This is a genomic window from uncultured Brevundimonas sp., from assembly GCF_963974615.1.
Classification (GTDB): Bacteria; Pseudomonadota; Alphaproteobacteria; order Caulobacterales; family Caulobacteraceae; genus Brevundimonas.
The window spans coordinates 60,247-84,684 of sequence record NZ_CAXBDH010000007.1 but is presented as its reverse complement, the minus strand read 5'-3'; the positions used below and the strand labels follow the sequence as shown (position 1 = coordinate 84,684).

23 protein-coding genes are annotated in these 24,438 nt (G+C 64.7%); 13 read left to right on the top strand and 10 right to left on the bottom strand.

Going from position 1 to position 24,438, the window contains the following annotated elements; translation table 11 throughout:
• Nucleotides 1–3 precede the first annotated feature (3 nt).
• Entirely contained in the window at nt 4–1,965 is a 1,962-nt protein-coding gene (locus AAC050_RS06260; protein ID WP_339914208.1) for a PAS domain S-box protein, read from the top strand.
• A 362-nt stretch (nt 1,966–2,327) separates the two neighbouring features.
• On the opposite strand, the gene AAC050_RS06255 is transcribed toward AAC050_RS06260, so the two are convergent.
• Together AAC050_RS06255 and AAC050_RS06250 are read right to left on the bottom strand one after the other, a co-directional pair.
• A complete protein-coding gene (locus AAC050_RS06255) occupies nt 2,328–3,161 on the bottom strand; it encodes a protein-glutamate O-methyltransferase CheR (protein ID WP_339914207.1) in 834 nt (277 codons plus the stop codon).
• Nucleotides 3,158–4,279, bottom strand: a complete 1,122-nt coding sequence (locus tag AAC050_RS06250; RefSeq protein ID WP_339914206.1) for a chemotaxis response regulator protein-glutamate methylesterase — start codon at nt 4,277–4,279, stop codon at nt 3,158–3,160. The genes AAC050_RS06255 and AAC050_RS06250 overlap by 4 nt, the downstream gene beginning before the upstream one ends.
• 281 nt (nt 4,280–4,560) lie before the next feature.
• Between AAC050_RS06250 and AAC050_RS06245 the strand changes: the two genes are divergently transcribed.
• The 4 genes from AAC050_RS06245 to AAC050_RS06230 all read left to right on the top strand — a co-directional run bounded on the left by AAC050_RS06245 (nt 4,561) and on the right by AAC050_RS06230 (nt 8,426).
• Complete coding sequence (locus tag AAC050_RS06245; protein WP_339914205.1) at nt 4,561–6,078, top strand: ATP-binding protein; 1,518 nt, start codon at nt 4,561–4,563, stop codon at nt 6,076–6,078.
• Nucleotides 6,079–6,085: 7 nt separating this feature from the next.
• A complete protein-coding gene (locus tag AAC050_RS06240; RefSeq protein ID WP_339914204.1) occupies nt 6,086–6,676 on the top strand; it encodes a response regulator in 591 nt (196 codons plus the stop codon).
• A gap of 115 nt (nt 6,677–6,791) precedes the next feature.
• Nucleotides 6,792–7,067: a helix-turn-helix transcriptional regulator gene (locus tag AAC050_RS06235; protein ID WP_339914203.1), complete on the top strand. Its 276-nt coding sequence runs from the start codon at nt 6,792–6,794 to the stop codon at nt 7,065–7,067.
• A gap of 192 nt (nt 7,068–7,259) precedes the next feature.
• Nucleotides 7,260–8,426, top strand: a complete 1,167-nt coding sequence (locus AAC050_RS06230) for a hypothetical protein (RefSeq protein ID WP_339914202.1) — start codon at nt 7,260–7,262, stop codon at nt 8,424–8,426.
• A gap of 41 nt (nt 8,427–8,467) precedes the next feature.
• Here AAC050_RS06230 and AAC050_RS06225 read toward each other — a convergent pair whose 3' ends face one another.
• Genes AAC050_RS06225 through AAC050_RS06190 form a run of 8 tightly spaced genes read right to left on the bottom strand, consistent with a single transcriptional unit; the run spans nt 8,468 to nt 16,438 of the window.
• The gene (locus tag AAC050_RS06225) at nt 8,468–8,860 is read right to left on the bottom strand and encodes a RidA family protein (RefSeq protein WP_339914201.1); all 393 of its coding nucleotides are present in this window, start codon (nt 8,858–8,860) and stop codon (nt 8,468–8,470) included.
• Entirely contained in the window at nt 8,857–9,279 is a 423-nt protein-coding gene (locus AAC050_RS06220; protein ID WP_339914200.1) for a thioesterase family protein, read from the bottom strand. Before AAC050_RS06220 ends, AAC050_RS06225 begins: the two co-directional genes overlap by 4 nt.
• Entirely contained in the window at nt 9,276–10,880 is a 1,605-nt protein-coding gene (locus AAC050_RS06215) for an AMP-binding protein (protein WP_339914199.1), read from the bottom strand. The genes AAC050_RS06220 and AAC050_RS06215 overlap by 4 nt, the downstream gene beginning before the upstream one ends.
• Nucleotides 10,880–12,064: an acyl-CoA dehydrogenase family protein gene (locus AAC050_RS06210; protein ID WP_339914198.1), complete on the bottom strand. Its 1,185-nt coding sequence runs from the start codon at nt 12,062–12,064 to the stop codon at nt 10,880–10,882. Before AAC050_RS06210 ends, AAC050_RS06215 begins: the two co-directional genes overlap by 1 nt.
• Before the next feature lie 3 nt (nt 12,065–12,067).
• Nucleotides 12,068–12,880, bottom strand: a complete 813-nt coding sequence (locus tag AAC050_RS06205) for an enoyl-CoA hydratase family protein (RefSeq protein WP_339914197.1) — start codon at nt 12,878–12,880, stop codon at nt 12,068–12,070.
• Nucleotides 12,877–13,374, bottom strand: a complete 498-nt coding sequence (locus tag AAC050_RS06200; protein WP_339914196.1) for a MarR family transcriptional regulator — start codon at nt 13,372–13,374, stop codon at nt 12,877–12,879. The genes AAC050_RS06205 and AAC050_RS06200 overlap by 4 nt, the downstream gene beginning before the upstream one ends.
• The gene (locus tag AAC050_RS06195) at nt 13,371–14,141 is read right to left on the bottom strand and encodes an SDR family oxidoreductase (RefSeq protein ID WP_339914195.1); all 771 of its coding nucleotides are present in this window, start codon (nt 14,139–14,141) and stop codon (nt 13,371–13,373) included. Before AAC050_RS06195 ends, AAC050_RS06200 begins: the two co-directional genes overlap by 4 nt.
• Nucleotides 14,138–16,438, bottom strand: a complete 2,301-nt coding sequence (locus tag AAC050_RS06190; protein ID WP_339914194.1) for a bifunctional salicylyl-CoA 5-hydroxylase/oxidoreductase — start codon at nt 16,436–16,438, stop codon at nt 14,138–14,140. Before AAC050_RS06190 ends, AAC050_RS06195 begins: the two co-directional genes overlap by 4 nt.
• 233 nt (nt 16,439–16,671) lie before the next feature.
• On the opposite strand from AAC050_RS06190, the gene ccoN reads away from it, so the two are divergent.
• Genes ccoN through ccoS form a run of 8 tightly spaced genes read left to right on the top strand, consistent with a single transcriptional unit; the run spans nt 16,672 to nt 24,432 of the window.
• The gene (ccoN, locus tag AAC050_RS06185) at nt 16,672–18,282 is read left to right on the top strand and encodes a cytochrome-c oxidase, cbb3-type subunit I (protein ID WP_339914270.1); all 1,611 of its coding nucleotides are present in this window, start codon (nt 16,672–16,674) and stop codon (nt 18,280–18,282) included.
• 10 nt (nt 18,283–18,292) lie between these two features.
• Nucleotides 18,293–19,030 carry a cytochrome-c oxidase, cbb3-type subunit II gene (gene ccoO, locus AAC050_RS06180; protein WP_339914193.1) on the top strand — a complete coding sequence of 246 codons (738 nt, stop codon included), beginning with the start codon at nt 18,293–18,295 and terminating at the stop codon, nt 19,028–19,030.
• Nucleotides 19,027–19,200 (top strand): cbb3-type cytochrome c oxidase subunit 3, encoded by a 174-nt coding sequence (locus tag AAC050_RS06175; RefSeq protein ID WP_339914192.1) that lies wholly within the window; start codon nt 19,027–19,029, stop codon nt 19,198–19,200. The genes ccoO and AAC050_RS06175 overlap by 4 nt, the downstream gene beginning before the upstream one ends.
• On the top strand, nt 19,193–20,089 hold the full coding sequence (gene ccoP / locus AAC050_RS06170) for a cytochrome-c oxidase, cbb3-type subunit III (RefSeq protein WP_339914191.1): 897 nt from the start codon (nt 19,193–19,195) through the stop codon (nt 20,087–20,089). Before AAC050_RS06175 ends, ccoP begins: the two co-directional genes overlap by 8 nt.
• On the top strand, nt 20,086–21,579 hold the full coding sequence (gene ccoG / locus AAC050_RS06165; protein ID WP_339914190.1) for a cytochrome c oxidase accessory protein CcoG: 1,494 nt from the start codon (nt 20,086–20,088) through the stop codon (nt 21,577–21,579). The genes ccoP and ccoG overlap by 4 nt, the downstream gene beginning before the upstream one ends.
• Nucleotides 21,576–22,067: a FixH family protein gene (locus AAC050_RS06160; protein WP_339914189.1), complete on the top strand. Its 492-nt coding sequence runs from the start codon at nt 21,576–21,578 to the stop codon at nt 22,065–22,067. Before ccoG ends, AAC050_RS06160 begins: the two co-directional genes overlap by 4 nt.
• On the top strand, nt 22,058–24,232 hold the full coding sequence (locus tag AAC050_RS06155; RefSeq protein ID WP_339914188.1) for a heavy metal translocating P-type ATPase: 2,175 nt from the start codon (nt 22,058–22,060) through the stop codon (nt 24,230–24,232). The genes AAC050_RS06160 and AAC050_RS06155 overlap by 10 nt, the downstream gene beginning before the upstream one ends.
• Nucleotides 24,229–24,432 carry a cbb3-type cytochrome oxidase assembly protein CcoS gene (gene ccoS, locus AAC050_RS06150; protein WP_339914187.1) on the top strand — a complete coding sequence of 68 codons (204 nt, stop codon included), beginning with the start codon at nt 24,229–24,231 and terminating at the stop codon, nt 24,430–24,432. The genes AAC050_RS06155 and ccoS overlap by 4 nt, the downstream gene beginning before the upstream one ends.
• Nucleotides 24,433–24,438 lie beyond the last annotated feature (6 nt).

Sequence of the window (24,438 nt, the reverse complement as noted above, 5' to 3'; positions counted from 1 at the left end):
ACCATGTCGACCGCCACCGCCACTAAAGACGACGCCGAGAATTTCGAAGCCATGCTGGAAGATTTCCGCGGGCAGGTTGAGGCCATCCGCACATCGCAGGCGGTCATCGAATTCCAGCTGGACGGTACCATTCTGGACGCCAACGACAATTTTCTGAACACGCTGGGCTATACCCTGGCCGAGGTTCGCGGCCAGCATCACAGCCTGTTTGTCGATCCGGCTGAAAAGAACACGCCGGAATATCGGACCTTCTGGGATCAACTGGCCAGGGGTGATTCCTTCACGCGCCAGTTCAAGCGTATCGCCAAGGACGGCCGCGAGGTGTGGATCCAGGCTAGTTACTGCTCGATCAAGGACACGGCGGGCAAGCCGATGAAGGTGGTCAAATATGCCACTGACATCACCAAGATGGTCAATGAGCGGGCCGAGGGGCTGAAGACCCAGGGTGCCGTCGACACCATGAACACCGCCTTCATGATGGTCGACCGTGAGATGAACGTTCTCTACGCCAACGACAGCGTCAACGATTTGATGCGCGGCACCGCGGGTGCCGTCCGGACCGTGTGCGCCGAGTTCGATCCGGAAAAACTGGTCGGCACCAGCGTCTCCAGCTTCCTGAAGGACCCGGCTATTCAACGTCGCCTGACGGGGGACGCCTCGCAGCTGCCGTTCGAGACGGACATCCACATCAGTGATGTGATCTTCCACCTGTCGGTCAACGCGGCCATGAGCGAGGCTGGCGCGCACGTCGGCAACTCCCTCGAATGGTCCAATGTCACCGAGGTCCGCGCGGCTGACGCGCTGAACACGGATCTGGCCAATCAGATGGCCGCGATCAGCAAGGCTCAGGCCGTCATCGAGTTCCAGATGGACGGCACGATCGTGTCTGCCAACGCCAACTTCCTGACCACCCTCGGCTACTCACTCGACGAGATCCAGGGGCAGCACCACAGTATGTTCGTTGATCCGGTTGAACGCAGCGCACCGGAATACAAGGCCTTCTGGGAAAAGCTGAACCGCGGCGAACACGACGCCCGCCAGTACAAGCGTATCGCCAAGGGCGGCCGTGAGGTCTGGATCCAGGCCAGCTACAACCCCATCAACGATGCCAACGGCAAGCCGATGAAGGTGATGAAGTACGCTTCGGACATTACCCTGACCCGCAAGGTCGCCGAGCGGGTCAAGGAGATCTCGAACATCGTCTCCTCGGCCTCGTCGGAAATGCGGGCGACCGCAGAGTCGATGGCCCGCACCGCTGCCGAAGCCACCACCCAGGCCGCGGCCGTCGCCAATGCGGCCCAGGTCGCGTCCAGCAATGTGCAGACCGTGTCCGCCGCCGGTGAAGAGTTGTCGGCCTCGATCTCCGAGATCGCACGTCAGGTCGCAGAATCGACCAACATCACCCAGCGCGCGGTGAGCGAGACGGACACCACCAGGGCGGCGATCCAGACCCTCGCCGAGGCAGCGCAGAAGATCGGCAATGTGGTCACCCTGATCAACAACATCGCCGGTCAGACCAAGCTGCTGGCCCTGAACGCCACGATCGAGGCGGCTCGCGCCGGCGACGCCGGCAAGGGCTTCGCGGTCGTTGCCTCCGAGGTCAAGAGCCTCAGCGACCAGACGGCCAAGGCGACCCACGAGATTTCCTCGGAAGTCTCGGCCATGCAGGCGGCGACCAGCACATCGGTCTCGGCCATCCAGGGCATCGCCGACACCATCGGCAAGGTGGCAGAAATCGCCGCCGCCATCGCCAGTGCGGTTGAAGAACAGTCCGCGGCCACCGGCGAAATCTCGGCCAATGTGACCGAGGCCGCCGCCAGTACCCAGGAAGTGTCCTCCAACATCCAGGGCCTGAACGAAGGGGTGGCACAGACCAGCGCCGCCTCGGCCCAGCTGCTGACCGCTTCGGGCGAACTGGCCACCCAGGCCGAAGCCCTGAGCACCGAGGTCGACGGCCTACTCTAGTCGACACCGGCCCCGGGGTTCGCCCCGGGGATCGGCTCAAGCCCATCAAGACCCGGCCCGGTCCATCGTCAGATGGGCCGGGCCGGTTTCGTTTGGGGGATAGCGGGCGCGCAGGTGATCGCGGGGATGGTTGGGTGCCTCTTCCCGTCCGGGACCTGCGCCTTGCATGCCCCCCACAGCACCCTCGTGTTGGGGGTTGGTAGGGTGACTGCAGGGCTTGCCTGAGGGACGGGGCCGGGGAGGTCGCCGCTACGGCGGCGGCGTCTGACAGGGCCAAACAAAACAGGCCGTCCCGGAAACCGGAACGGCCTGTGTGTCAGGAACGGGAAGTCTTGCGGACGTCTGCGGCCGCGGCCCGGTAATCAGGCCGACTTGGCCATGTGGATGCCGGCCTTGCGGTAGAGGCCCCGGACACCCGGCGTCGACTCAATGGCTGTGGTGACCCCCAGAACGGTCTCGGCGCTGCCGAGGAACAGGGCTCCGTCGGACGGCATGGCGCGGCCGATCTGTTCCAGGATCTGTCGCTTATGTTCGACGTCGAAATAGATCAGCACATTGCGGCAGAAGATGATGTCGAACATGCCCATGCCGGTGGTGCCCTGGAGCAGGTTGTGCGGGCGGAACTGAACCATCTGTTGCAGGACGCTCGACACCTTCCAGCCGTCGGGAACAGGCTTGAACCAGCGTGCCTGCCGTTCTGGCGACAGGCCACGTTTGACCTCGAAATCGTTATAGACGCCTTCCCTGGCCTTCTGGAGGATCGGCTCGGACATGTCCGTGGCCAGGACTTCCAGCTTCCAGCCGGCCAGCCGCGGCCCCATTTCCTGCAGGATCATGGCGACCGAATAGGGCTCCTGGCCGCTGGAGCAGGCGGCACACCAGACTCTGAGGCTGCGCTGGGTCTGTCGCGCTTCGATCATGGGGGGGAGGACGTTGGCCGCCAGCTGTTCAAATGGCGTGGCGTCGCGGAAGAAATAGGATTCATGGGTGGCCATGGCGTCCACGCAGCGTTGAATCAACGCCTCGGGCGAGCTCTTGCGGATCGTGGCCAGCAGGGCCTCGACATTGGCCATACCTTCAGAGCGCGCGAGCGGACTCAGCCGGCTGGCTACCAGATAAGCCTTCTCCGGGGTGACCACGAGGCCGGACCGTTGCCGTATCAGGCGACAGAAATGGTCGAAATCGGGGCCGGTCATGAGGTCATTCCAGAGATACGCCGGACCCAGGGTCCGACTTGATTGAGAGGCAGGATTTGATCGGCAAGGCCGGTTGCGGCGGCGGCTCCGGGCATGCCCCAGACCACGCTGGATTCCTCGTCCTGAACGACGAAATGGCCGCCGGCCTGAACAACGGCCTCGCAGCCGCGGGCTCCGTCGGATCCCATGCCGGTCAGGATCAGTCCGAGCACGCCCGAGCCGTAGACCTTGGCGACAGAGCGGAACATCGGATCGACCGCCGGGCGGCAGAAATTCTCGGGCGGTTCCTGGTTCAGACGCAGGATGGGGTGGGCCCCGTCGCGGGCCACGACCATATGCCAGCCCCCGGGAGCGACGTAGCAGCGGCCCGGCAGGATCCGCTCACCGTCCTTGCCTTCGGCACAGGGACGGTCACCGATTCTGGACAGTTGTTCCGCCAGCAGGGCAGTGAAGGTCGCAGGCATGTGCTGGGTCAGCAGGATCGGCTGTTCGACGGCCCCGCGCAGGGATTCGAAGACCTTCATCAACGCCGGGGGTCCACCGGTCGACGATCCGATGGCGATGATGTTCGGCTTGGTCTTGATCGGTCGGGTGCCGACCGCAGGAAGGGGGCCGGCTGGCCGGGCCATCGGAGCCGCTGTGACCGTCCCCGCAGGCGCACCGGCCGGGGTGACCACCGGGGGAACGAAGGCGCTGCGTTTCGGTGCCAGCGCCCGTATCTTCGAGGCCAGTTCGCGCTTGAACTCCTCGGCCGAGCCCAGTCCGCTTTCAGGCTTGGCCACATAGTCGGCGGCTCCCAGGTTCAAGGCTGTCAGGCTGATTTCGGCGTTACGGCGTGTCAGCGTCGACGCCATGATGACGCGAATCTTGGGGTACAGCTGAACGATCTGTTTCAGTGCGGTCAGGCCGTCCATCACCGGCATTTCGATATCGAGCACCACGATGTCGACCTGCTTCCGGGTCAGTTCCGACAAGGCCAGCTCGCCGTTGGCCGCTGTCCCGACGACGGTCATGCCGTTTTCGGCGGCGAGTTGACGCGAAATCAGACCCCGCACGACGGCTGAATCATCAACCACCAGGATTCGGATTTCAGCGACGGTAGCTAGGGAATGCGGCATGGGTTCTCGTTCGCGATTGAACTGGAGACAGTCCGCCCTTCACGGGCGAGCGACCATTTCACAGCCGGGCAACCAGGTTACCCGTGGTTTTTATGGTCATGGAAAGTAGAACGGCACGTTAAGTTCACTGATAATCTGGCGTTTAAAATACAGATCGCAGAGCTGTTGTTCAGTTCTCTGAACCCAAGTAAATATTACATTCGGCATGGAGCATTGTACATGAGGGGAGTTAAAATTATCCCTCAAGGTCATGACTTCCGCTTTGGTCTGGCGTATAAAAAGTGCAGACTCAAATCCCAAGCGCCAACGCGACCGAACAGGATTTTGTTTTGAGCACGCACCTGCCGGAACGCGGGCGGCACCGATTCAGCCGGACCACCATCCCGTTTGTCGGTGCGGCCACGGCCCTGTTGGTCAGTCTTTTTATCGGCCTCGTCTTTGCGGAGATTTTTTCGCCGAAGATGATCTTCCTGCTGATGGTGCCGGTTGTCGCCTTCATTGTGATCCTGAGGGGATTTTTCGGGGCCCTCGGAATTGGCCTGATAGCAGCGGCTACGGCCTTCATTCTGATTGGGGCCCTGCTCTTCTTCCAGCCGGTCGGCGGCATTGGTGCCGGCGCTTTCCTGCTGTTTTGTGGAGGGGTCGCGTTCGTCGCCGATCGTTATCATCGATCCCGTCAGGAAACAGCCAGACTACATGAACGGCAGCAGGCCATTCTCGACAGTGTCCCGGCGGCGGTGTTTCTGTTTGATGTATCGGGAAAGGTGCATTTCTTCAGCGCCGCCGCAGAGGCGATGTTCGGCTGGCGCGCGGAGGAGATCAGGGACCGCCCCGTCTGGCTGTTGTTTCCGCCGCAAGCGCGCGTGGTGATCGAGACCTGTCTGGCGTCCGCCGCCCGCGACGGCGAACATGACGGGTTTGGTCGGCCGCGCATTACGCTGGGGCAGAAGAAAGATGAATCGACCTTTGAAGTCGAACTTTCGGTGTCCCCGAGGCGGTCGAACCAGGAGAAACTCCTCACCGGTTTCTGCCGAAACCTCAGTGACGAGCTGGCGGCCCAGCACAAGCTTACGGCTCTCCAGTCCCAGCTCATTCATATGTCCCGGCTGACGGCGATGGGGCAGATGGCGTCTGCCCTGGCTCATGAGCTGAACCAGCCGCTGATCGCGATTTCCAACTATGTGTCGGCCTCGGCGCGCCTGATGCAGCAGCATCCGCAGGATCCGCTACTGGTCGGGGATGCCCTGAGGGGGGCCGCTGAGCAGGCCCGGCGCGCGGGACGGATCATCAGTGGCCTTCGGGATTTCGTTGCGAAGAATGAGTCCCGTCGTCGGGAATGCAATGTCGAATCCCTGGTTGACGAGGCGGTGGTACTGGCCACAGTCGGGGCTGCGGAGGGGTGGCTCGATGTCGATATTGAGCCTGATCTGGTTTCGGTTTTTATTGACCCGATCCAGATTCAACAGGTGCTGGTCAATCTCATACGCAATGCCATTGAGGCGATGGAGGAGGTCGACTGCCGACAGAAATTGGAGATTGTCGCGCGTCGGGTCGGAGGGTTCATCGAGGTGAAAATTACTGACAACGGACCGGGCATCGCACCTGAAGTCGTCGATCGGTTGCTTCAGCCGTTTGTCTCGACCAAGACGGCGGGGCTTGGAATCGGACTGTCGATTTCCAGGGACATTGTTGAAGCCCATGGTGGCAAGATCTGGCTGGATCCGGCACCAGGACCGGGGGCGACCTTCAGATTCACCCTGCCTGTTTTCGGAGGGGGGGATGCCGCTGTCGCCGCCTGATCCCGTGGTGCACCTGATCGATGACGATCCGGCCGTTCTGGCCTCCCTGCAACTGCTTCTCGTGAGCGCCGGTCTGGAGGCGCGGGGATACCAGAGTGCCGAAGCCTTTATGGCTGTCGCGCCGGATCTGCCTCCGGGTTGTATCGTCACCGATGTACGGATGCCCGGCATGGATGGCCTTGAAATGATGGCTTGCCTCAAATCCATGGAGGTCAATCATCCGGTCGTGGTCATTACCGGCCATGGTGACGTGTCCCTGGCGGTTGAGGCCATGAAGAAGGGGGCGATCGACTTTCTCGAAAAACCGTTCGAAGACACCGCGTTGCTGCGCTGCATCCGGGTGGCGATCGATAGCCAGGCCAGCGACGCTGATCAGGACGCTGCGAATCGCCAAGCGCGCCAGGCGATCGATTCCTTATCAGGACGGGAAAGGGAGGTTCTGGAGGGACTGGTCCTCGGCAATTCCAACAAGATGATCGCGCGCGATCTGGGCATCGGCCACAGAACCGTTGAAGAATACCGCGCCAATGTAATGAACAAAACCGGGGCCGAGAACCTGTCGATGCTGGTCCAGATCGCGCTGCGCGCCGGCCTCTGATTTCCCTCCCGACTATCCCCCGGGACCCCCCCGGTATCACCCGGGGGATAATTCCTATTCGAATTGGGTCACTATCCAGACTTGAGATGAAGTCTGAGATAGTTGGGATTCAATCATGTCTTACAGTATTCTTACCGGTGAACAGATCCGTGCTGCGCGTGCCTTGTCCAGGATTGAGCAGAGCGAACTCGCACGAGTGTCGGGCCTGAGTCTTCAAACGATCAAGCGTCTGGAGCGGTTCAAGGGGCCCATCGAGGCAACGACGAGAACCGTGATCGCCTTGATGACGGCATTCCGCTCCCTTGGCGTGGTGTTTGATCTTGATGCGGGTGCGGGCCCAGGTTTGCGGCTGTTTGATGCGGGGCAGACGCAGGGTAGTTCGGTCCGGTGATCTCCGGCCGGGGCGAATCCACGTCCGGGCCCGCAGACGGGCGGATGTGGCCCTCTTGTGCACAGGCTCGCAGACAGAATGCTGCGGAGCAGAGGTGGCTAAATCATTTGATAGCCATCATGAAACATCCTGATATTCGACCGGATTGATAGGGTTGGGTGCTACTGAACGCAGTATTTCTTGCTGGATACTATGCCGAATTCTGAAATTACAGACGATGATCTCTCAACGCTGACGAGGTCTGGTGACAAACATCTCATCGCCATGGGGAAGGTGTGCGTCATTTCCCTGGAAGGCATTGCGACCAGGTTCCGAAAAACCTGGCGGGCTCATCAGGAGGAGGTGTTCAGTCATCTCGAAGAGCTGCTTCTGCGCAAGATGAGCGCGACCGCGCTTTATGTCAGAATTTCAGACACCACCATCATGGTGACCCAGCCGGATACGGACCCCCGGATCGGTCAGGCGATATGCCTGAACAGTCTTCGCCAGGCGTTGGCATACTTCCTTGAACAATATGAGGATGAAGACGTGATCGTTCACGTCGTCACCCGCATTGAAAATGACTCCGTGCTCGGCGACCGGCTCAACCCTGCGGCGGCTGATGAGGCGGCGAGCCAGGCAGAGCTTAGCGCTGCCGACACAACACAGCGTCAGACGGAATTTTGCCTCTCTGACGGTCGCGCGGCCCGTGTGTCCTGCACGCTGGAACCGTTGATCCAGCTGAAGACGGGACAGAAGATCGGGTTGCGGGTCAACAGCCGCGTCATGCTGACGGCGACCGGCGCATTGCTCGATGCCGGCGAAAGACGCAGTTTGTCCAGCCGAGACAAATATCTGCTTGATATCAGTGCCATCGCGCGGAGCATCGACCGGGTTCAGGCTGAACAGGCCGGCGACGAGGTGCCGATTCTTGTCGTACCCATCGCCTGTTCGAGCATTACCAACCAGGAACGGGCCCGGGAGATATTCGACATGCTCGCCTCCATGCGGCTGGAGGTTGAACACGGTATTCTTTGCGAGCTGACTGATGCCGAGGGGGCCAGCCCGGTTAGCGCCGCCGCGGCCCTGACAGAGCTGAAATCCCATTGCATGCGGGTCGTGGTTCGTGGGGACACCGAAAACCCGGACTATCTTCCCATCGCCGCTGACCGCAACATCAGCGGCGTCTGTTACGAAGCCCCCAAATCGCTTGAGGGCGATGTCTCCTTCCTGCACTGGATAAAGCCCCTGCTGCGTGGTCGCCGGGCCTCGACCAAGGGGGTATTGATTTTCGGTCTTTCGGGACAGAGACAGGTCGTGCTCGCCGCCGCGGCCGGTGCGACCCATGCCAGTCTGGCGACGGCACGTTCGACCGCCTGATCCGGGTCGGTTCCGGGACCGATCGCCCGCGCCGGTGAGGCTCAGCCGATCACGGCCGTGGTCTCGATCTCGATGCGCGCCGCGTCCTCGATCAGCCCCCCGACCTCGACCACGGCCATGGCCGGATAGTGGGGTCCGATCAGTTCTCGCCAGACCGCTCCGATTTCACGCAGACAGGCCAGATATTCGCGCTTGTCGACAACGTACCAGGTCATCCGCACCATGTGTTCGGGTCCGGCCCCGGCTTCGGCCAGAACAGCCAGGGTATTGACGATGGTCTGACGAAACTGCGCCACGAAACCGCCGTCTGGAAAGGCTCCGTCCGGGGTCCAGCCGATCAGGCCGGCGACGAACACCATCCGACCTTCGGCGACAATGCCATTGGAATAACCTTTCGGCCGCGGCCAGCCCTCGGGCAACAAAACCCGGTTCATGCGGTGGTCTCCAGATAAGGGGTGATCCGGGCACGCAACGCCTCGGGCCAGGGTTCGGGCTTCAGCGACCGTCCGACGAAAACAAGGGTCTGGGTCGCTTCGAACCGCAAATCGTCCCCCGCCGCAATCCGGTGATGCAGGCTGCACGAGGCCCCGCCCAATCGTGTCACGCCAAGGCTGAAGGTCAGGTCGTCTTCCAGCCGCGACGGGACGATGAAACGGGCCTCGATCGCTGCCGTCGGCACGCTGACACCCAGGTCCGTGTGCAGGGTCCGGAACGACGTCGCCAGTGGCCCCGCGAACCAGTCCTCGACCACGCCGTTGAGCATCTCGAAATAGCGCGGGAAGAAGACGATGCCGGCGGCGTCGCAGTCGGCGAAGCGCACGCGCCGTTCGCAGGTGAAGATCTGGCCGGTCATGCGTCCGCCTTGAGCCGGAAGCGTTGCAACTTGCCGGTCTGGGTCTTGGGCAGAGCGTCCACGAAGGCGAGGGCGCGGGGGTATTTGTAGGGGGCGATGACGTTCTTCACATGGGTCTGGAGCTCGCACTTCAGGGCGTCAGATGCCGTGTGTGGAGCGTCGAGCACGACGAAGGCCTTGATGATCTGGCCGCGTTCCTCGTCCGGCACGCCGATCACGGCGGCCTCGGCCACGGCAGGGTGGGTCAGCAGGGCGTTCTCCACCTCGGGCGCGCCGATGTTGTAGCCGGACGAGACGATCATGTCGTCGGCCCGGGCTACAAACCAGAAATAGCCGTCGTCGTCCTGGCGGTAGACATCGCCGGTCAGGTTCCAGCCGTCCTGGACATAGGCCGCCTGACGCGCGTCATCGAGATAGCGACAGCCGGTGGGGCCGCGCACCGCCAGCCGTCCGGTCTCACCGGCCAGCAGGGGTTTGCCGTCCGCGTCGATGATGCGGGCCTCATAGCCCGGGACGGGCCTGCCGGTGGCACCGGGGCGGATCGCGTCACCGCTGGCCGAAATGAAGACGTGGATCATCTCGGTCGAGCCGATGCCGTCGATGATGCGCACGCCGGTGGCGTCGAACCAGGCATCGGAGGTGGCAGCGGGCAGGGCCTCACCGGCCGAGACGCAGGTGTCCAGAGAGGACAGGTCATGCATGTCCGTCAGCTTCATCAGGGCCCGATAGCCGGTCGGGGCGGTGAAGATGGCGGTGGCACGATGGCGGGCGATGGTTTCGGCCAAGGTGTCGAAACCCGGCTTTGCGGCGAAGGCGGTGGCGGCCCCGACCGCAGCCGGAAACACCACCAGTCCGCCGAGACCGAAGGTGAAGGCGATCGGTGGGGTGCCGACGACGATGTCGTCGCTGGTCAGGCCGACGATATGGCGGCCGAAGGTGTCGGCCATGGCGAGGATGTCGCGGTGCCCGTGGACGCAGCCCTTGGGCTGGCCGGTGGTGCCGGAGGTGAAGGCGATCAGGGCGGGGTCGTCGGCGGCGGTGTCGACCGCGTCGAACCCGATGCCCGCCGGCTGCGACTGCGCCGCCTTCTGCAGCGCCGCCGAGTCCATGACCTGAACGAGCGACGGCGCGGTCGCCTGCGCCTCGGTCACCGCCGCGACGAGGGATTCATAGACGAGGGCGTGGCTGATGCGGGCCTTGTCGATGACGCTGGCCAGTTCGGCGGCGCGCAGCATCGGCATGGTGGCGACGACGACGCCGCCGGCTTTCAGGATCGCGAACCAGGCCAGCACCGTCCAGGCGGAGTTCGGACTGTGCAGCAGGACACGGTTGCCGGGGACCAGACCCATGTCCTCGACCAGCACCCGCGCCATCCGGCTGGAGATGGCGTCGACCCGGCCCCATGAAAACTCGAGATCATGGTCGATCAGCGCGCGGGCCTCGGGACCGGCGGCGGCGACGGCGCGGCGCAGCAGTTCGGTGCCGGCGTTCAGGCGCTCGGGATAGGCCAGCTCGGGGCGGTCGAAGATCAGGTCGGGCTGCTGCTCCGGCGGCGGCAGGTGGTCCAGCACGAACCGGTCGAGATGCGCGCTGCGGGCCATCAGCTCCCTCCCGCCATCGCCGCCAGTGCCTGCCGGGCGATGACGATCTTCTGCACCTCCGAGGCCCCCTCATAGATGCGCAGGGCCCGGATCTCGCGATACAGCCGCTCGACCGGGTTTCCGGAGACGACGCCAAGGCCGCCGAACAACTGCACCGCCGCGTCGATCACGGCCTGGGCCTCGTCGGTGGCGTAGAGTTTGGCCATGGCGGCTTCGCGCGTCACCCGCGGCGCGCCCTGATCCTTGAGCCAGGCGGCGCGGTAGATCAGCAGGGCCGAGGCGTCGATCTTCAACGCCATCTCGGCCAGCGAGGCCTGCACCAGCTGCAGATCGCTCATCGGCGCGCCGAACAGGGTGCGGGCGGTGGTGCGGGCGGCGGCCTCATCAAAGGCGCGGCGCGAGAAGCCCAGCGCCGCCGCGGCGACGGTCGAGCGGAACACGTCCAGCGTGGCCATGGCAATGCGGAAGCCCTGACCGGCCTCGCCCAGCAGCCGGTCGCCGTCGACGCGGCAGTTGTCGAAGCGGATCGTCGCCAGTGGATGCGGAGCCATCAGCGGGATGCGTTCGACGATTTCGAAGCCGGGCGTGTCGGCGTCGACGACGAACGCGCTGAGCCCCTTGGCCCCGGGCGCTTCGCCGGTGCGGGCGAAGACGGTGTAGCGGTCGGCGAGGCCGCCGTTGGAGATGAAGGTCTTGGTCCCGTCCAGCACCCAGCCGTCACCGTCGCGACGGGCGCTGGTCGACAGGGCGGCGACGTCGGACCCGGCCTCGGGTTCGGACAGGGCGAAGGCGGCGATGGTTTCGCCCGAAGCCACACCGGGCAGCCAGCGGGCCTTCTGGTCGTCGGTGCCGAACAGGCTGATCGGGCCGGTGCCCAGCCCCTGCATGGCAAAGACGAAATCGGCGAGGCCCGAGCGGCGCGCCAGCGTCTCGCGCGTCAGGCACAGGGTGCGCACGTCCAGTTTGCCGTTGGCGTCGGGCACGGCGTTCTTGAGCCAGCCGCCGTCGGCCAAGGCCTTGAGGATGCGCCGACAGTCGCCGTCCAGATCATGGTCGCCGTGCAGATTGACCGTGGCGGCGTTGGCTTCGGCCCAGCTCTCGAGATCGGCGGCGAAGGCGCGGTGGCGATCGTCGAAGAAGGGCCAGTCGAGGAAGGTGGTGTCGCGCGCAGTTTTGGCAGCCATGGCTCAGTTCCCCTCGAACACCGGATCACGCTTGGCCGCGAAGGCCTCGAAGGCACGGCGGAAGTCCTGGGTCTGCATGCAGATGGCCTGGGCCTGGGCCTCGGACTCAATGGCCGCGTCGAGGCTCATGTCCCATTCGAGGTTGAGCTGGGTCTTGGTGACGCCGTGGGCGAAGGTCGGCCCCCGGGCCAGCGACCGGGCCAACTCCAGCGCGGCGTCGATCAGGGCGTCGGACTCGACCAGCCGGTTGTGGAAGCCCCAGCGCTCGCCCTCGTCGGCGGTCATGATGCGGCCGGTGAACAGCAGTTCCGAGGCGCGGCCCTGTCCGATCTGGCGGGGCAGGATGGCGCAGGCCCCCATGTCGCAGCCGGCCAGGCCGACGCGGGTGAACAGGAAGGCGGTCTTCGTCTTCGGCGTGGCGACCCGCATGTCGGAGGCCATGGCCATGATCGCCCCGGCCCCGACGCAGATACCGTCCAGCGCGGCGATGATCGGCTGCGGGCAGCCGCGCATGGCCTTGACCAGATCGCCGGTCATGCGGGTGAAGTCGAGCAGGGCGGGCATGGTCATTTCGGTCAGCGGGCCGATGATCTCGTGCACGTCGCCGCCCGACGAGAAATTGCCGCCGGCCCCGGTGATGATCACCACCTTGCAGTCGCGGGCGTGGACGAGGGCGCGGAACAGGTCGCGCATCTCGGCATAGGAGTCGAAGGTCAGCGGATTTTTCCGCTCTGGCCGGTTCAGGGTCAGGGTGGCGATCCCGTCGTCATCGACCGACCAGAGAAAATGTTCGGCCTTGTAGTCGCGCGCCTTCATGGGGTCGGCTCCGTGTTCGGTTGCAGCGAACGCTTGGTGCGCTCCAGCAGATGGGTCAGGTCTTCGGCCTCGACGTCGTCCAGACCGGCGAACAGCGACTCGATCCAGTGCTCGTGGGCCGCGGCCATGGCGGCGAAGCGGGTGCGGCCCGTGGGTGTCAGCCGGATGCGCTGTACGCGTCGGTCCGGGCCCGGCAGGGACTCGATCAGGCCATCGGCCTTCAGGCGTGCCGCCAGGCCGGTGACGTTGCCGTTGGACACCATCAGCATGCCGGCCGCCTCGCCCATGGTCAGGCCCTGATCGCCGGCCCGATCGAGCGCCGCCAGCATATCGAAGCGGGGCAGGGTGGTGTCGAAGGTCTCGCGCAGGCGTTGGGCAATGGTCTGTTCAATGGTGGTGGTGCAGGTCAGCAGGCGCAGCCAGAGACGGAGTGCCCGCTTGCCGTCGGGGGCACCGCCCAACCGGTCGGGCAGCAGGGCGGCGGTCGGCCTCACAGCTCGCCTCCCGCCACCGGCACGGCCACGCCGTTGACGCCCGAGGCCCCGTCTCCGCACAGCCAGACGATGGTCTGGGCCACTTCGTCGGGGGTGATCAGCCGGCCCTGCGGATTGGAGGCGGCCAGGGCGGCACGGGCCTCGTCCCCGGTGCGGCCGGTCTTGCCGGTGATGGCCTCGACCGAACGGGCGACCAGTTCGGTGTCGGTAAAACCGGGGCAGACGGCGTTGACGGTGACTCCCTTGGCGGCGACCTCGAGCGCCACGGCGCGGGTCAGGCCGACCAGCCCATGCTTGGCGGCGACATAGGCCGAGACATAGGGGTAGCCCTTCAGTCCGGCGGTCGAGGCGACATTGACGATCCGGCCCCAGCGCCGCGTCAGCATGCCCGGCAGCACCAGTCGCGCGGCCTCGGCCGGGGCCTCGAGATTGAGGGCCAGCATGGCGCGCAGATCGTCGGCGGACGTCTTCAGGAATGGTGCGGATGTGGCGGTGCCGGCGTTGTTGATCAAAATGTCGATGGGGCCGAACCTGTCACGACCGGCTTCGATCGCGGCGGCCAGGGCATCCGGGTCGGTCACATCGGCGGGGGCCACAAAGGCGGCCTCCAGGCCGATCCGGTCGGAGCTTTCCTCCAGCCGCCCGATATGACGGCCGATCAAGGTCACGTGACACCCGGCCTCTGCCAGCCGCTCGGCACAGGCGCGCCCGATGCCCGAGCCCGCCCCGGTCACCACTGCATGACGGCCCTCCAGTGTCCGTGTCATACCGGCCCCGCCTGTTGCTGCTTTTCGAGGTTCCGCGCCAGCTGGGCGAACCCGGCCCGGTAATGGACTGGAGGCTGAATACCGCGCCAGCCGAGTTCGGCCGCTGCACGCAGGCTCCAGTTCGGATCGGCCAGATGCGGTCGGGCCAGAGCGCACAGGTCGGCGCGCCCGGCGGCGAGAATGCTGTTCACGTGATCGGTCTCGTAGATGTTGCCCACGGCCATGGTGACCACCCCCGCTTCATTGCGGATTCGGTCGCTCAGCGGGGTCTGGAACATGCGGCCGTAGACGGGCTCCCCCTCGGGGGTGGTCGACCCGGCAGACACGTCGATCAGGTCGCAACCGGCGTCGGCAAAGGCGCGGGCGATGGTGACCGACTCCTCGGGCGTCAGCCCATGATCGACCCAGTCGGTGGCCGAAAGGCGCACCGACATGGGTCGATCGTCGGGCCAGGCCGCGCGCATGGCGGCGAACACTTCCAGCGGGAAGCGCAGCCGGTTTTCGACGGAGCCGCCGTAATTGTCCGTCCGCCGGTTCGACACAGGGGTCAGAAAGGACGACAGCAGATAGCCGTGGGCGCAGTGCAGCTCAACCATGTCGAAGCCGGCCTCGACGGCCCAGCCGACCGCCCGGACGAAGTCATCGCGAACCCGGTCCATATCGTCGCGGGTCATCTCGCGCGGGACCTGATCGCCTTCTGACCATGCGATGGGCGAGGGGGCAATCAGCGGCCAGCCATTCTCGATCAATGGTTGATCGGCGCGGTCGCCCCACGGCCGTTCGACCGACCCCTTGCGTCCGGCGTGGGCCAGCTGGATGGCGATGCGCGCGCCCTGGCCATGGACAAAGTCGACGATCCGCTTCCAGGCATCGCGGTGTTCGGGCCGGTACAAACCGGCGCAGCCGTGGGTGATGCGGGCGTCGGCCGAGACGTCGGTCATTTCGGTGAACACCAGACCGGCCCCGCCCAGCGCGCGTCCGCCGAGGTGGACCAGATGGAAATCCCCGACCAGACCGTCCTCGGCCGAATACATGCACATCGGCGAGACCACGACGCGATTGGGCAGGGTCAGGCCGCGCAGGCGCAGCGGTACGAACATCGGCGGGGGCGGTGCGGTCGAAGCGGGAGCCCCCGCGCCCTCCGCGAACCAGCGCTCCACTCCGGTCAGGAAGGTCGTATCCCGCAGCCGCAGATTTTCATGGCTGACCCTCTGGCTGCGGGTCAGCAGGCTGTAGGTAAACTGCAGCGGATCGAGGTCGACATAACGGTCCACGGTCTCGAACCATTCGGTGGAATTGCGCGCCGCGCTCTGCAGCTTCAGCACCTCGATCCGGCGCTCGGCCTCATAGGCGTCGAGAGCGGTGTCCAGATCACCCTCATCGGTCAGGGCGTGGGCCAGACGGATGGCGTCCTCGAAAGCCAGCTTGGTGCCCGAACCGATCGAGAAATGGGCCGTGTGGGCCGCGTCCCCCAGCAGGATCACCTTGCCGTCCCGCCAGCGTGAACAGGCGACCCGCGGGAAATTCAGCCAGGCCGAGCCGCGCAGGTGTTTGGCGTTGCTGACCAACGCATGTCCACCCAACCAGTCCGCGAACAGCGTCTCGGCGGTTTGGCAGGTCTCATCCTGATCCATGGTGTCGAAGCCGAGACCCTGCCAGGTGGTCTCGCTGCATTCGACAATGAAGGTCGAGGTGCCCGGCTCGAATTGATAGGCATGGGCCCAGATCCACCCGTGCGGCGTCTCGACGAAGGCGAAGGTAAAGGCCTCGAACGTCTGCGTCGTGCCCAGCCAGATGTATTTGTTGGTGCGCACGTCGACGTCGACGCCGAAGGCCTTGGCACGGTCATTACGGATTCGGCTGTTGAGCCCGTCGGCCGCGACGACGATGTCGGCCTCGAGCCGCCCGGCATCGTCCACCTCGGACTCAAACCGCAGCTCGACGCCCAGCGAGCGGGCCCGCTCCTGCAGGAGCATGAGCAGCCGCATCCGCCCCAGCCCAGCGAAGCCGTGGCCGCCCGAGCGGATGGTCCGGCCGTGAACGTGGACGTCAATGTCGTCCCAGTGCACGAACGCCGCCTCGATGGTCGCCGCCGTCTCCGGGTCATTGGCTTTCAGATTGGCCAGTGTCTGGTCTGAAAACACCACGCCCCAGCCGAAGGTGTCATCGGGCCGGTTGCGCTCGTGGACCACCACTTCCAGCGCCGGATCGCGCAGTTTCAACGAGATGGCCAGGTACAGGCCTCCCGGACCCGCACCCACGACGGCGACTGTCTTGACGGTTGAAGTCCGCGACATGTTTGAAGCCTAAAATAATATCACGATTCCGTCCAGTCGCCGGAGTCCGGCGGTGGAACCGGATGACACCCGCGACCCATTCCGCTCGATTCGCGCCGTTTCGTCTCCGGCTTTGTTCCAGATCAAAGCGCCACCATCGATCTGCGGGCAGTCAGAGCAGCACTCAACCTCGGGGACCACTGCAACCTATGTCGATAGACAAATCCGGAGATGACACACCGTTCGATGTGGTCATGCTCTTCCTGTTTCTTGGCGTCGCCGCGGTGGTGGCCCTGCTCGCGACCGGATTTACGGACGATCCGTCGTTCCGTTTTCACGGCTATATCCTGATGGCGGCCTCGGTACTGGGGCTGGCGGCGATGACGATCGGGGTCAGCAATGGCCGGTTCCGTTCTGACCCGGCGCGCTACGAGGACGGAGTGATCCGCGCCGGGGTCATCGCCACCATGTTCTGGGGCGTGGTGGGCATGTCAGTCGGGGTGTTGATCGCCTCCCAGCTGTCATGGCCGGACCTGTTCTACTTTCCTGATGCCGGCTGGCTGAATTTCGGTCGACTGCGGCCACTGCACACCTCGGGTGTGGTCTTCGCCTTCGGCGGCAACGCCCTGATCTGCACGTCCTTCTGGGTCGTCCAGCGGACCTGTAAAGCCCGCCTGGCGGGCGGGATCTGGCCGTGGTTCGTGTTCTGGGGCTATCAGCTGTTCATCGTTCTGGCCGCCACCGGCTATCTGGCCGGCATCACCCAGTCGCGCGAATATGCCGAGCCGGAATGGTACGTCGACATCTGGCTGACCATCGTCTGGGTCGCCTATCTGCTGGTCTTCCTCGGCACGATCTGGAAGCGCAAGGAGCCGCATATCTATGTGGCCAACTGGTTCTACCTCGCCTTTATCGTCACCATCGCCATCCTGCATCTGGTGAACAACGCCGCGGTGCCGGTTGGCCTGCTGGAAAGTCGCAGCTATTCCGCCTTTGCCGGCGTTCAGGACGCCCTGGTTCAATGGTGGTACGGTCACAACGCCGTGGGCTTTTTCCTGACCGCAGGCTTCCTGGGAATGATGTATTATTTCGTGCCCAAGCGGGTCGGTCGGCCGGTCTATTCCTACCGCCTGTCGATCGTCCATTTCTGGTCGCTGATCTTCATCTACATCTGGGCCGGGCCGCACCATCTGCACTACACGGCCCTGCCGCAGTGGGCCCAGACCTTGGGCATGACCTTCTCGATCATGCTGTGGATGCCGTCCTGGGGCGGGATGATCAACGGGCTGATGACCCTGTCCGGGGCATGGGACAAGCTGCGCACCGATCCGGTCGTGCGCATGATGGTGGTGGCCATCGCCTTCTACGGCATGGCGACCTTTGAAGGGCCGCTGATGGCCATCCGAACGGTCAACGCCCTGTCCCACTACACCGACTGGACCGTTGGCCACGTCCACTCGGGGGCCCTGGGCTGGGTCGGTTTCATCAGCTTCGGGGCCATCTACTGCATGGTCCCGTGGCTGTGGAAGAAGGACCGGCTGTATTCCAATGCCCTGGTCGAGTGGCATTTCTGGATCGCGACCACCGGGATCCTTCTCTACATCACCGCCATGTGGGTCTCCGGCATTATGGAGGGTCTGATGTGGCGCGAGTACACGCCCGACGGTTTCCTCGCCAACAGCTTCATCGAGACCGTGGCGGCCAAACACATCGAGAACGTCATCCGCACCGTCGGCGGCCTGATGTTCCTGAGCGGCACGCTCATCATGTCCTACAATCTGTGGCGAACCATCCGCATGCCTTCCAGCAGCGACAAGACGGTGCCGACGACCTTCGTGCCGTCACAGCTGCAACCGGCCGAGTGAGGATCAGCCCATGTGGAAGCATCACCAGAAGTTCGAACGTCACTCCCTGTGGCTGGTCATCGGCATCATCATCACCGTCTCGATCGGCGGCATCGTCGAGATCGCCCCGCTGTTCTGGGTCGAGAGCACGATCGAGGAGGTTGAGGGTGTGCGCCCCTACACCCCGCTCGAGCAGATGGGGCGCGACATCTACGTCTCCGAAGGCTGTTACAGCTGCCATTCGCAGATGATCCGGCCGCTGCGCGATGAAGTTGAGCGCTATGGTCATTACAGTCTCGCGGCCGAGAGTATGTACGATCACCCGTTCCAGTGGGGCTCCAAGCGCACGGGGCCTGACCTGGCGCGGGTCGGCGGCAAATACTCCAATGACTGGCATCGCGAGCACCTGATCGACCCACGCTCGCTGGTGCCGGAATCGAACATGCCGCCCTACCGCTTTCTGGCCGATCAGGATCTGGACCAGCACGCGGTCCGGGCCCGGCTCCAGGCCCTGCTGGTGGTCGGCGTGCCCTATACGGCCGAACAGATCGACAACGCGGCGGCCGACCTCAATGCCCAGGCGGATCCTTATGCCAGCGAGACCTCGGATCTGAGGCGCCGCTACGGGGCCAATGTCGTTCAGGGCGACTTTGACGGAAATCCCGAGCGCCTGACCAAGCTGGATGCAGTGATCGCCTATCTGCAGGTGCTGGGGACCATGGTCGATTTCCGGACCTATCAGGCTGAAGACCCGGAGAATTTGCGATGAGCGGGATCACCTACGAAGTCTTGGCGCGCTTCGCCCAGCAGTTCGGCATCCTGTATTTCGCCGTGATCTTCATCGTCGGGATCGCCTATGCGCTCCGGCCCAGGCACAGCGACCAGTTCCGGCACCTCTCACAACTCCCTCTGGATCAGGACGAGGGCGAAGATGTCTGAACCCGAACGCGACGAACATTCCGGTGTCGAGACGACCGGCCATGAGTGGGACGGCATCCGCGAGCTGGACAATCCGCTGCCGCGCTGGTGGCTGTGGGCCTTCTATGCCTCGATCGTTTTCTCGGTGATCTACTGGGTGCTGATGCCGGCCTGGCCGGGGCTGCACGGCTATACGCACGGCACGCTCAACCAGTCCGACCGGGCCGTGGTGGCCCGGGAACTCCAGGCGCTCCAGGCGGATCGCCGTCAGCGGGAGGTCGTCCTCCAGACGGCTTCGCTGGAGCAGATCGAGCGTGACCCGGAACTGCAGGCCTATGCCCTGGCTGTCGGTGGCTCGGTCTTCGGTGACAATTGCGCCAGCTGCCACGGCGTCGGCGGCGGCGGCGCGCCCGGCTATCCCAATCTGCGCGACGATGTGTGGCTGTGGGGCGGTTCGCTCGACGAGATCGAACACACGATCCGGGTCGGAGTCCGTTCGACCCATGCCGACACCCGTATCTCGCTGATGCCGGCTTTTGGACGCGACGGTATTCTCAGCGGGGCCCAGATCGGTGACCTGTCCGAATATGTGGTCGCCCTGTCCGGCCGCACGGCCGATCGGGCCGCGGTCGGCCGCGCGCAGCCGCTCTATGCTGACAACTGCGCCGTCTGCCACGGAACCGGCGGGACCGGAGACGTCACCATGGGGGTGCCGAACCTGACCGACCGGGAATGGCTCTATGGCTCGACCCGCGAAGCCATTCGTGGACAGATCACCAACGGTCGCAACGGTGTGATGCCGACCTGGGAGGATCGTTTCTCACCGGCTGTGGTCAAGGCCCTGGCCGTCTATCTGTACGTCAACGCCGGCGGGGGCGAGGGGGCGGAAGGCGAAACCACCCCGCCATGACCATCATCATCGACCGGACGAGGGACACTCGCGCGAGCAACTCCGCGCCGGTGTCTGTCGCCGAAAAGCAGCGTGCCAAGGCCAAGGTGGGGGGGCTCTACAAACCCCGGGTACCGATCTATCCCAAGCTGGTTCACGGCCAGTGGCGCTGGATCAAATGGATTTTGTTGATCGTCACCCTGACGATCTACTACGTCACGCCCTGGATCCGCTGGGACCGACCCGGTGACCTGCCGGACCAGGCGGTGCTGGTCGATTTCGCGGGGCGTCGCTTCTACTTTTTCATGATCCAGTTGTGGCCGCAGGAAGTGTATTTCCTCACCGGACTGTTGGTCATCGCCGCCCTGGTCCTGTTTCTGGTGACGGCCCTGTTCGGGCGTCTGTGGTGTGGCTACACCTGCCCCCAGACGGTCTGGACCGATCTCTACATCTATGTCGAGCGGATGTTCGAGGGCGACCGCAATGCGCGTATGCGGCTGGATGCGGCTCCGCTGTCCTTCAACAAACTGTGGCGCAAGGCCGGCAAGCACGCTGTGTGGCTGGGCCTGGCTTTCGGCACGGGCGGGGCGTGGATCTTCTATTTCCATGATGCGCCGACGCTGATCCGCACCTTCTGGGTCGGTACCGGGCCGATGACGGCCTATGTGTCGTGCGCCATCCTGACCTTCACCACCTATGTCTTCGCCGGCCATATGCGCGAGCAGGTTTGCACCTATATGTGCCCGTGGCCGCGCATCCAGGGGGCGATGCTGGACGAGCAGTCCTTCCAGGTCACCTATCGCTACGACCGGGGCGAACCGCGCAGCCCGCACAAGAAGACCGACAGCTGGGAGGGCCGCGGCGACTGTATCGACTGCAATCAGTGCGTAGTCGTCTGTCCGATGGGTATCGACATCCGTGACGGATCCCAACTCGAATGCATCAACTGCGGTCTGTGCATCGACGCCTGCAACGAGATCATGGACAAGGTCGGGCGGCCGCGCGGCCTGATCGCTTATGATACCGATGCGGCGGTCGCTGCCCGCAATACGGGCTGCAAGCCCGAGCACCGCCTGATACGCCCCCGCACCCTCTATTACGGGCTGCTGCTCGCCGTGGTCTCAGGCTTGATGATCTGGGGCTTCAGTGTGCGAAGGGAGCTGGACGTTCACGCTCTGCGCGATCGCAGTCCGTCCTTCATCCGCTTGCACGACGGGGCCATCCGCAACGGCTATACGTTGAAGGTAGCCAACCGGTCCTTTGAACCGATGCAGGTCGACATCCGGCTCGTCGGCATCCCTGGCGTGCGTCTCAGAAGTCCCGGCAATCCGGGGACCTCAACGGTACGGGTCCGGGTCGAGCCCAACCGGGTTTCTGCTGTGCGGGTCATGGCCACCGTCCCGGTCGATCAGGTTGCCAGTGGCCGTCGGGACGCATCGTTCGAGGTCTCGGCCGGTGACGAGCATCAGGTCATTCCGACCGCCTTCTTCTATGGGGACGATCCACGATGAGCCCGCTGGAAAAACCGCCCGCACCCGCCTTCACCATCAAGGGCTGGCACGTGGCCGCGGGAGTGACGGCCTTTTTTGCCCTGGTGATCGCCGTCGACGCGAGCTTCCTGATGCTGGCCTACCGGACGTTTCCGGGTCAGGTGGCGGTCCGGCCCTATGAGGACGGTTTGATCTACAATGCCGCGTTGGAACGTCATCGAGTCCAGCAACAGCTGGGATGGCGGGCCAGTGCCGAAGCGGCTCCGCACGGTGTCGAGGTTCGTGTGCTGGATCGCGATGGCGGACCCCTGACCGGCCTGTCCCTGACCGGACTGCTGCAACGCCCGGCCACGGAGCAGGATCGCAAGACGATAACCTTCACCGAGACGGCTCCGGGCCACTATGTCGCGGCAGTGAAATCTCTGTCCGGCGCATGGGACACTCATGTTGAGGCCGTCGATTCTGATGGAAATAGCTTTGCTGCCGACCGGAGGTTGTTTTGGCCCTGACCCTCGACCAGGTCGCGGGGCCGGACCTGACCGCCTTCCTGCGGTGGGACAAGGACGGCCATGCTGGCGTTGATCTTCTGGTGCGGGGCGCGCGCTGCGCCGGCTGTATCTCGAAGATCGAACGGGCCGTGGCTGAGCTGCCCGGAGTCGCCTCGGCGCGCCTGAACCTGTCCACCGGCAAGCTGACCGTCGGCTTTCGGGAGGGCAGCGGCGATCCGGGCCGCATCATCGCTGCCGTCGACCGGCTCGGCTATCAGGCGACCCCTTATGATCCCGGGACTGCCCGGCTGGCGCATGATCGGGAGGGTCGGCAACTGATCCTGGCCCTGGCGGTGGCCGGTTTCGGGACCATGAACGCCATGATGTTCTCAGTGCCGCTCTGGGCCGGCCTGTTCGGTCAGGAACTGGGCCCGGCGACGCGGACCCTGATGATGTGGATGTCGGGCGCGGTGGCGGCCCCCTGTGCCGTCTTCTCCGGCATGCTGTTCTTCAAGTCGGCCTGGCGTTCATTGCGCGCCGGACGGGCCAATATGGATGTGCCGATCTCGATCGGGGTGATCCTGACCTTGGTCATCAGCTTTTCCGAGACTGTGCTGCACGGTCGGGACGCCTATTTCGATGCGGCGATCTCCCTGTTGTTCCTGTTGCTGATCGGGCGCTGGCTCGATCATACGCTGCGCGCCCGGGCCCGCAGCGCTGCGGGCGATCTGCTGGCGCATCAGGCGAGCGCGGCCAGTGTCGTCGACGACACTGGCCGGGAGCGATCAGTTCCGGTGGGCGAGATCCAGCCCGGCGACCGGCTGCGCATCCGCCCGGGCGAACGCATTCCCGTCGACGGCATTCTGGAATCCGGACAGGCTGTGCTCGACAACAGCCTGCTGACCGGAGAGTCCGCACCGGTAACCGTCGCCGTCGGGGCCCTGTGTCGGGCCGGAGCGCTGAACACGGTCGGTCTGCTGACTCTCAGGGCCGAGGCCCGATCCGAGGACTCGACCCTGGCCGCCATCGTCCGTCTGGTCGAGGCCGGGGCGCAGAGCCGCTCCCGCTATGTCCGCCTCGCCGACCGGGCCGCCGCCCTCTATGTGCCGGTCGTGCACACGGCGGCACTGGCGGCCTTTGTCGGCGGCTGGGCCTTTGGTCTGGACCCCCGCGAAGCCCTGATCCGCGCCGTTGCGGTGCTGATCGTCACCTGTCCCTGTGCTCTGGGACTGGCCGTTCCGGCGGTTCAGATCGCCGCCTCGTCGCGACTGTTCCGCAAGGGGGTGCTGGTCAAGTCGGGTGCGGCACTGGAGCGACTGGCCGAGGTCGACCATGTGGTGTTCGACAAGACCGGAGTCCTGACCCTGGGGCGGCCGACCCTGACCGGGGCGTCGATGGCGGATATCGTCATGGCCGCCCCTCTGGCCCGGGCGACTTCGCATCCGATGGCGCGGGCTTTGGCCCGGGCGGCGGGTGAGGGGCCGGTCGCCCTCGATGTCGTCGAACATCCCGGTCTTGGCGTCGAGGGGCTGATAGACGGCCGCCGCGCCCGTCTGGGCCGCGCCGGTTTTGTCGGTGCGTCAGATCAACCCGCCGGGGAGACCGAACTGTGGTTCAGCCTCGATAACCTGCCGCGGGTCCGTTTCCAGTTCACTGACGTCATCCGGCCGGACGCCCGCGAGACCATTGCGGCGCTTCGGGCCCGCGGCCTGTCGGTGGAGATCCTGTCCGGTGATCTCGCGCCTGCCGTCGCGACAGTCGCCGCAGCTGTCGATATCGACCATTGGCGCGCGGGTCTGATGCCGCAGGACAAGGCCGCGGCCATCGATGCCCTGACGGCCCGGGGGCGCAAGGTGCTGATGGTCGGTGATGGATTGAATGATACCGCGGCCCTGGCCCGGGCCCATGCGGCCATCGCGCCCGGTACGGCGCTGGAGGCCAGCCAGAACGCCGCCGATCTGGTGCTGTCGGGCGAGTTGCTGATGACGGTGGTGGAAGCCATTGACGTGGCCCGCTCGGCACGACGCCGGGCGCTCGAGAATTTCTCCTTTGCCGCCCTCTACAATCTGGTGGCGGCTCCGGCGGCCATGCTCGGCTTCGTCAATCCGTTGTTCGCCGCTCTGGCCATGTCGGGGTCGTCACTGGTGGTGACCCTGAACGCCTTTCGTGTTGGAGCGCGCCGGTGACCATACTGCTGTTTTTGGCACCGTTGTCGGTGATCCTCGGTCTGGTGGCCGTGGCGGCCTTTCTGTGGTCGCTGCGATCGAACCAGTACGACGATCCCCAGGGCGACGCCGCACGTATCCTGATTGATGACGACGAGGCTCCGGTCCAGCCCCGAAGCGAGGACGGCGATGAGGACATCGTGGTCCCCCCAGGTCGGTAGTCGAGG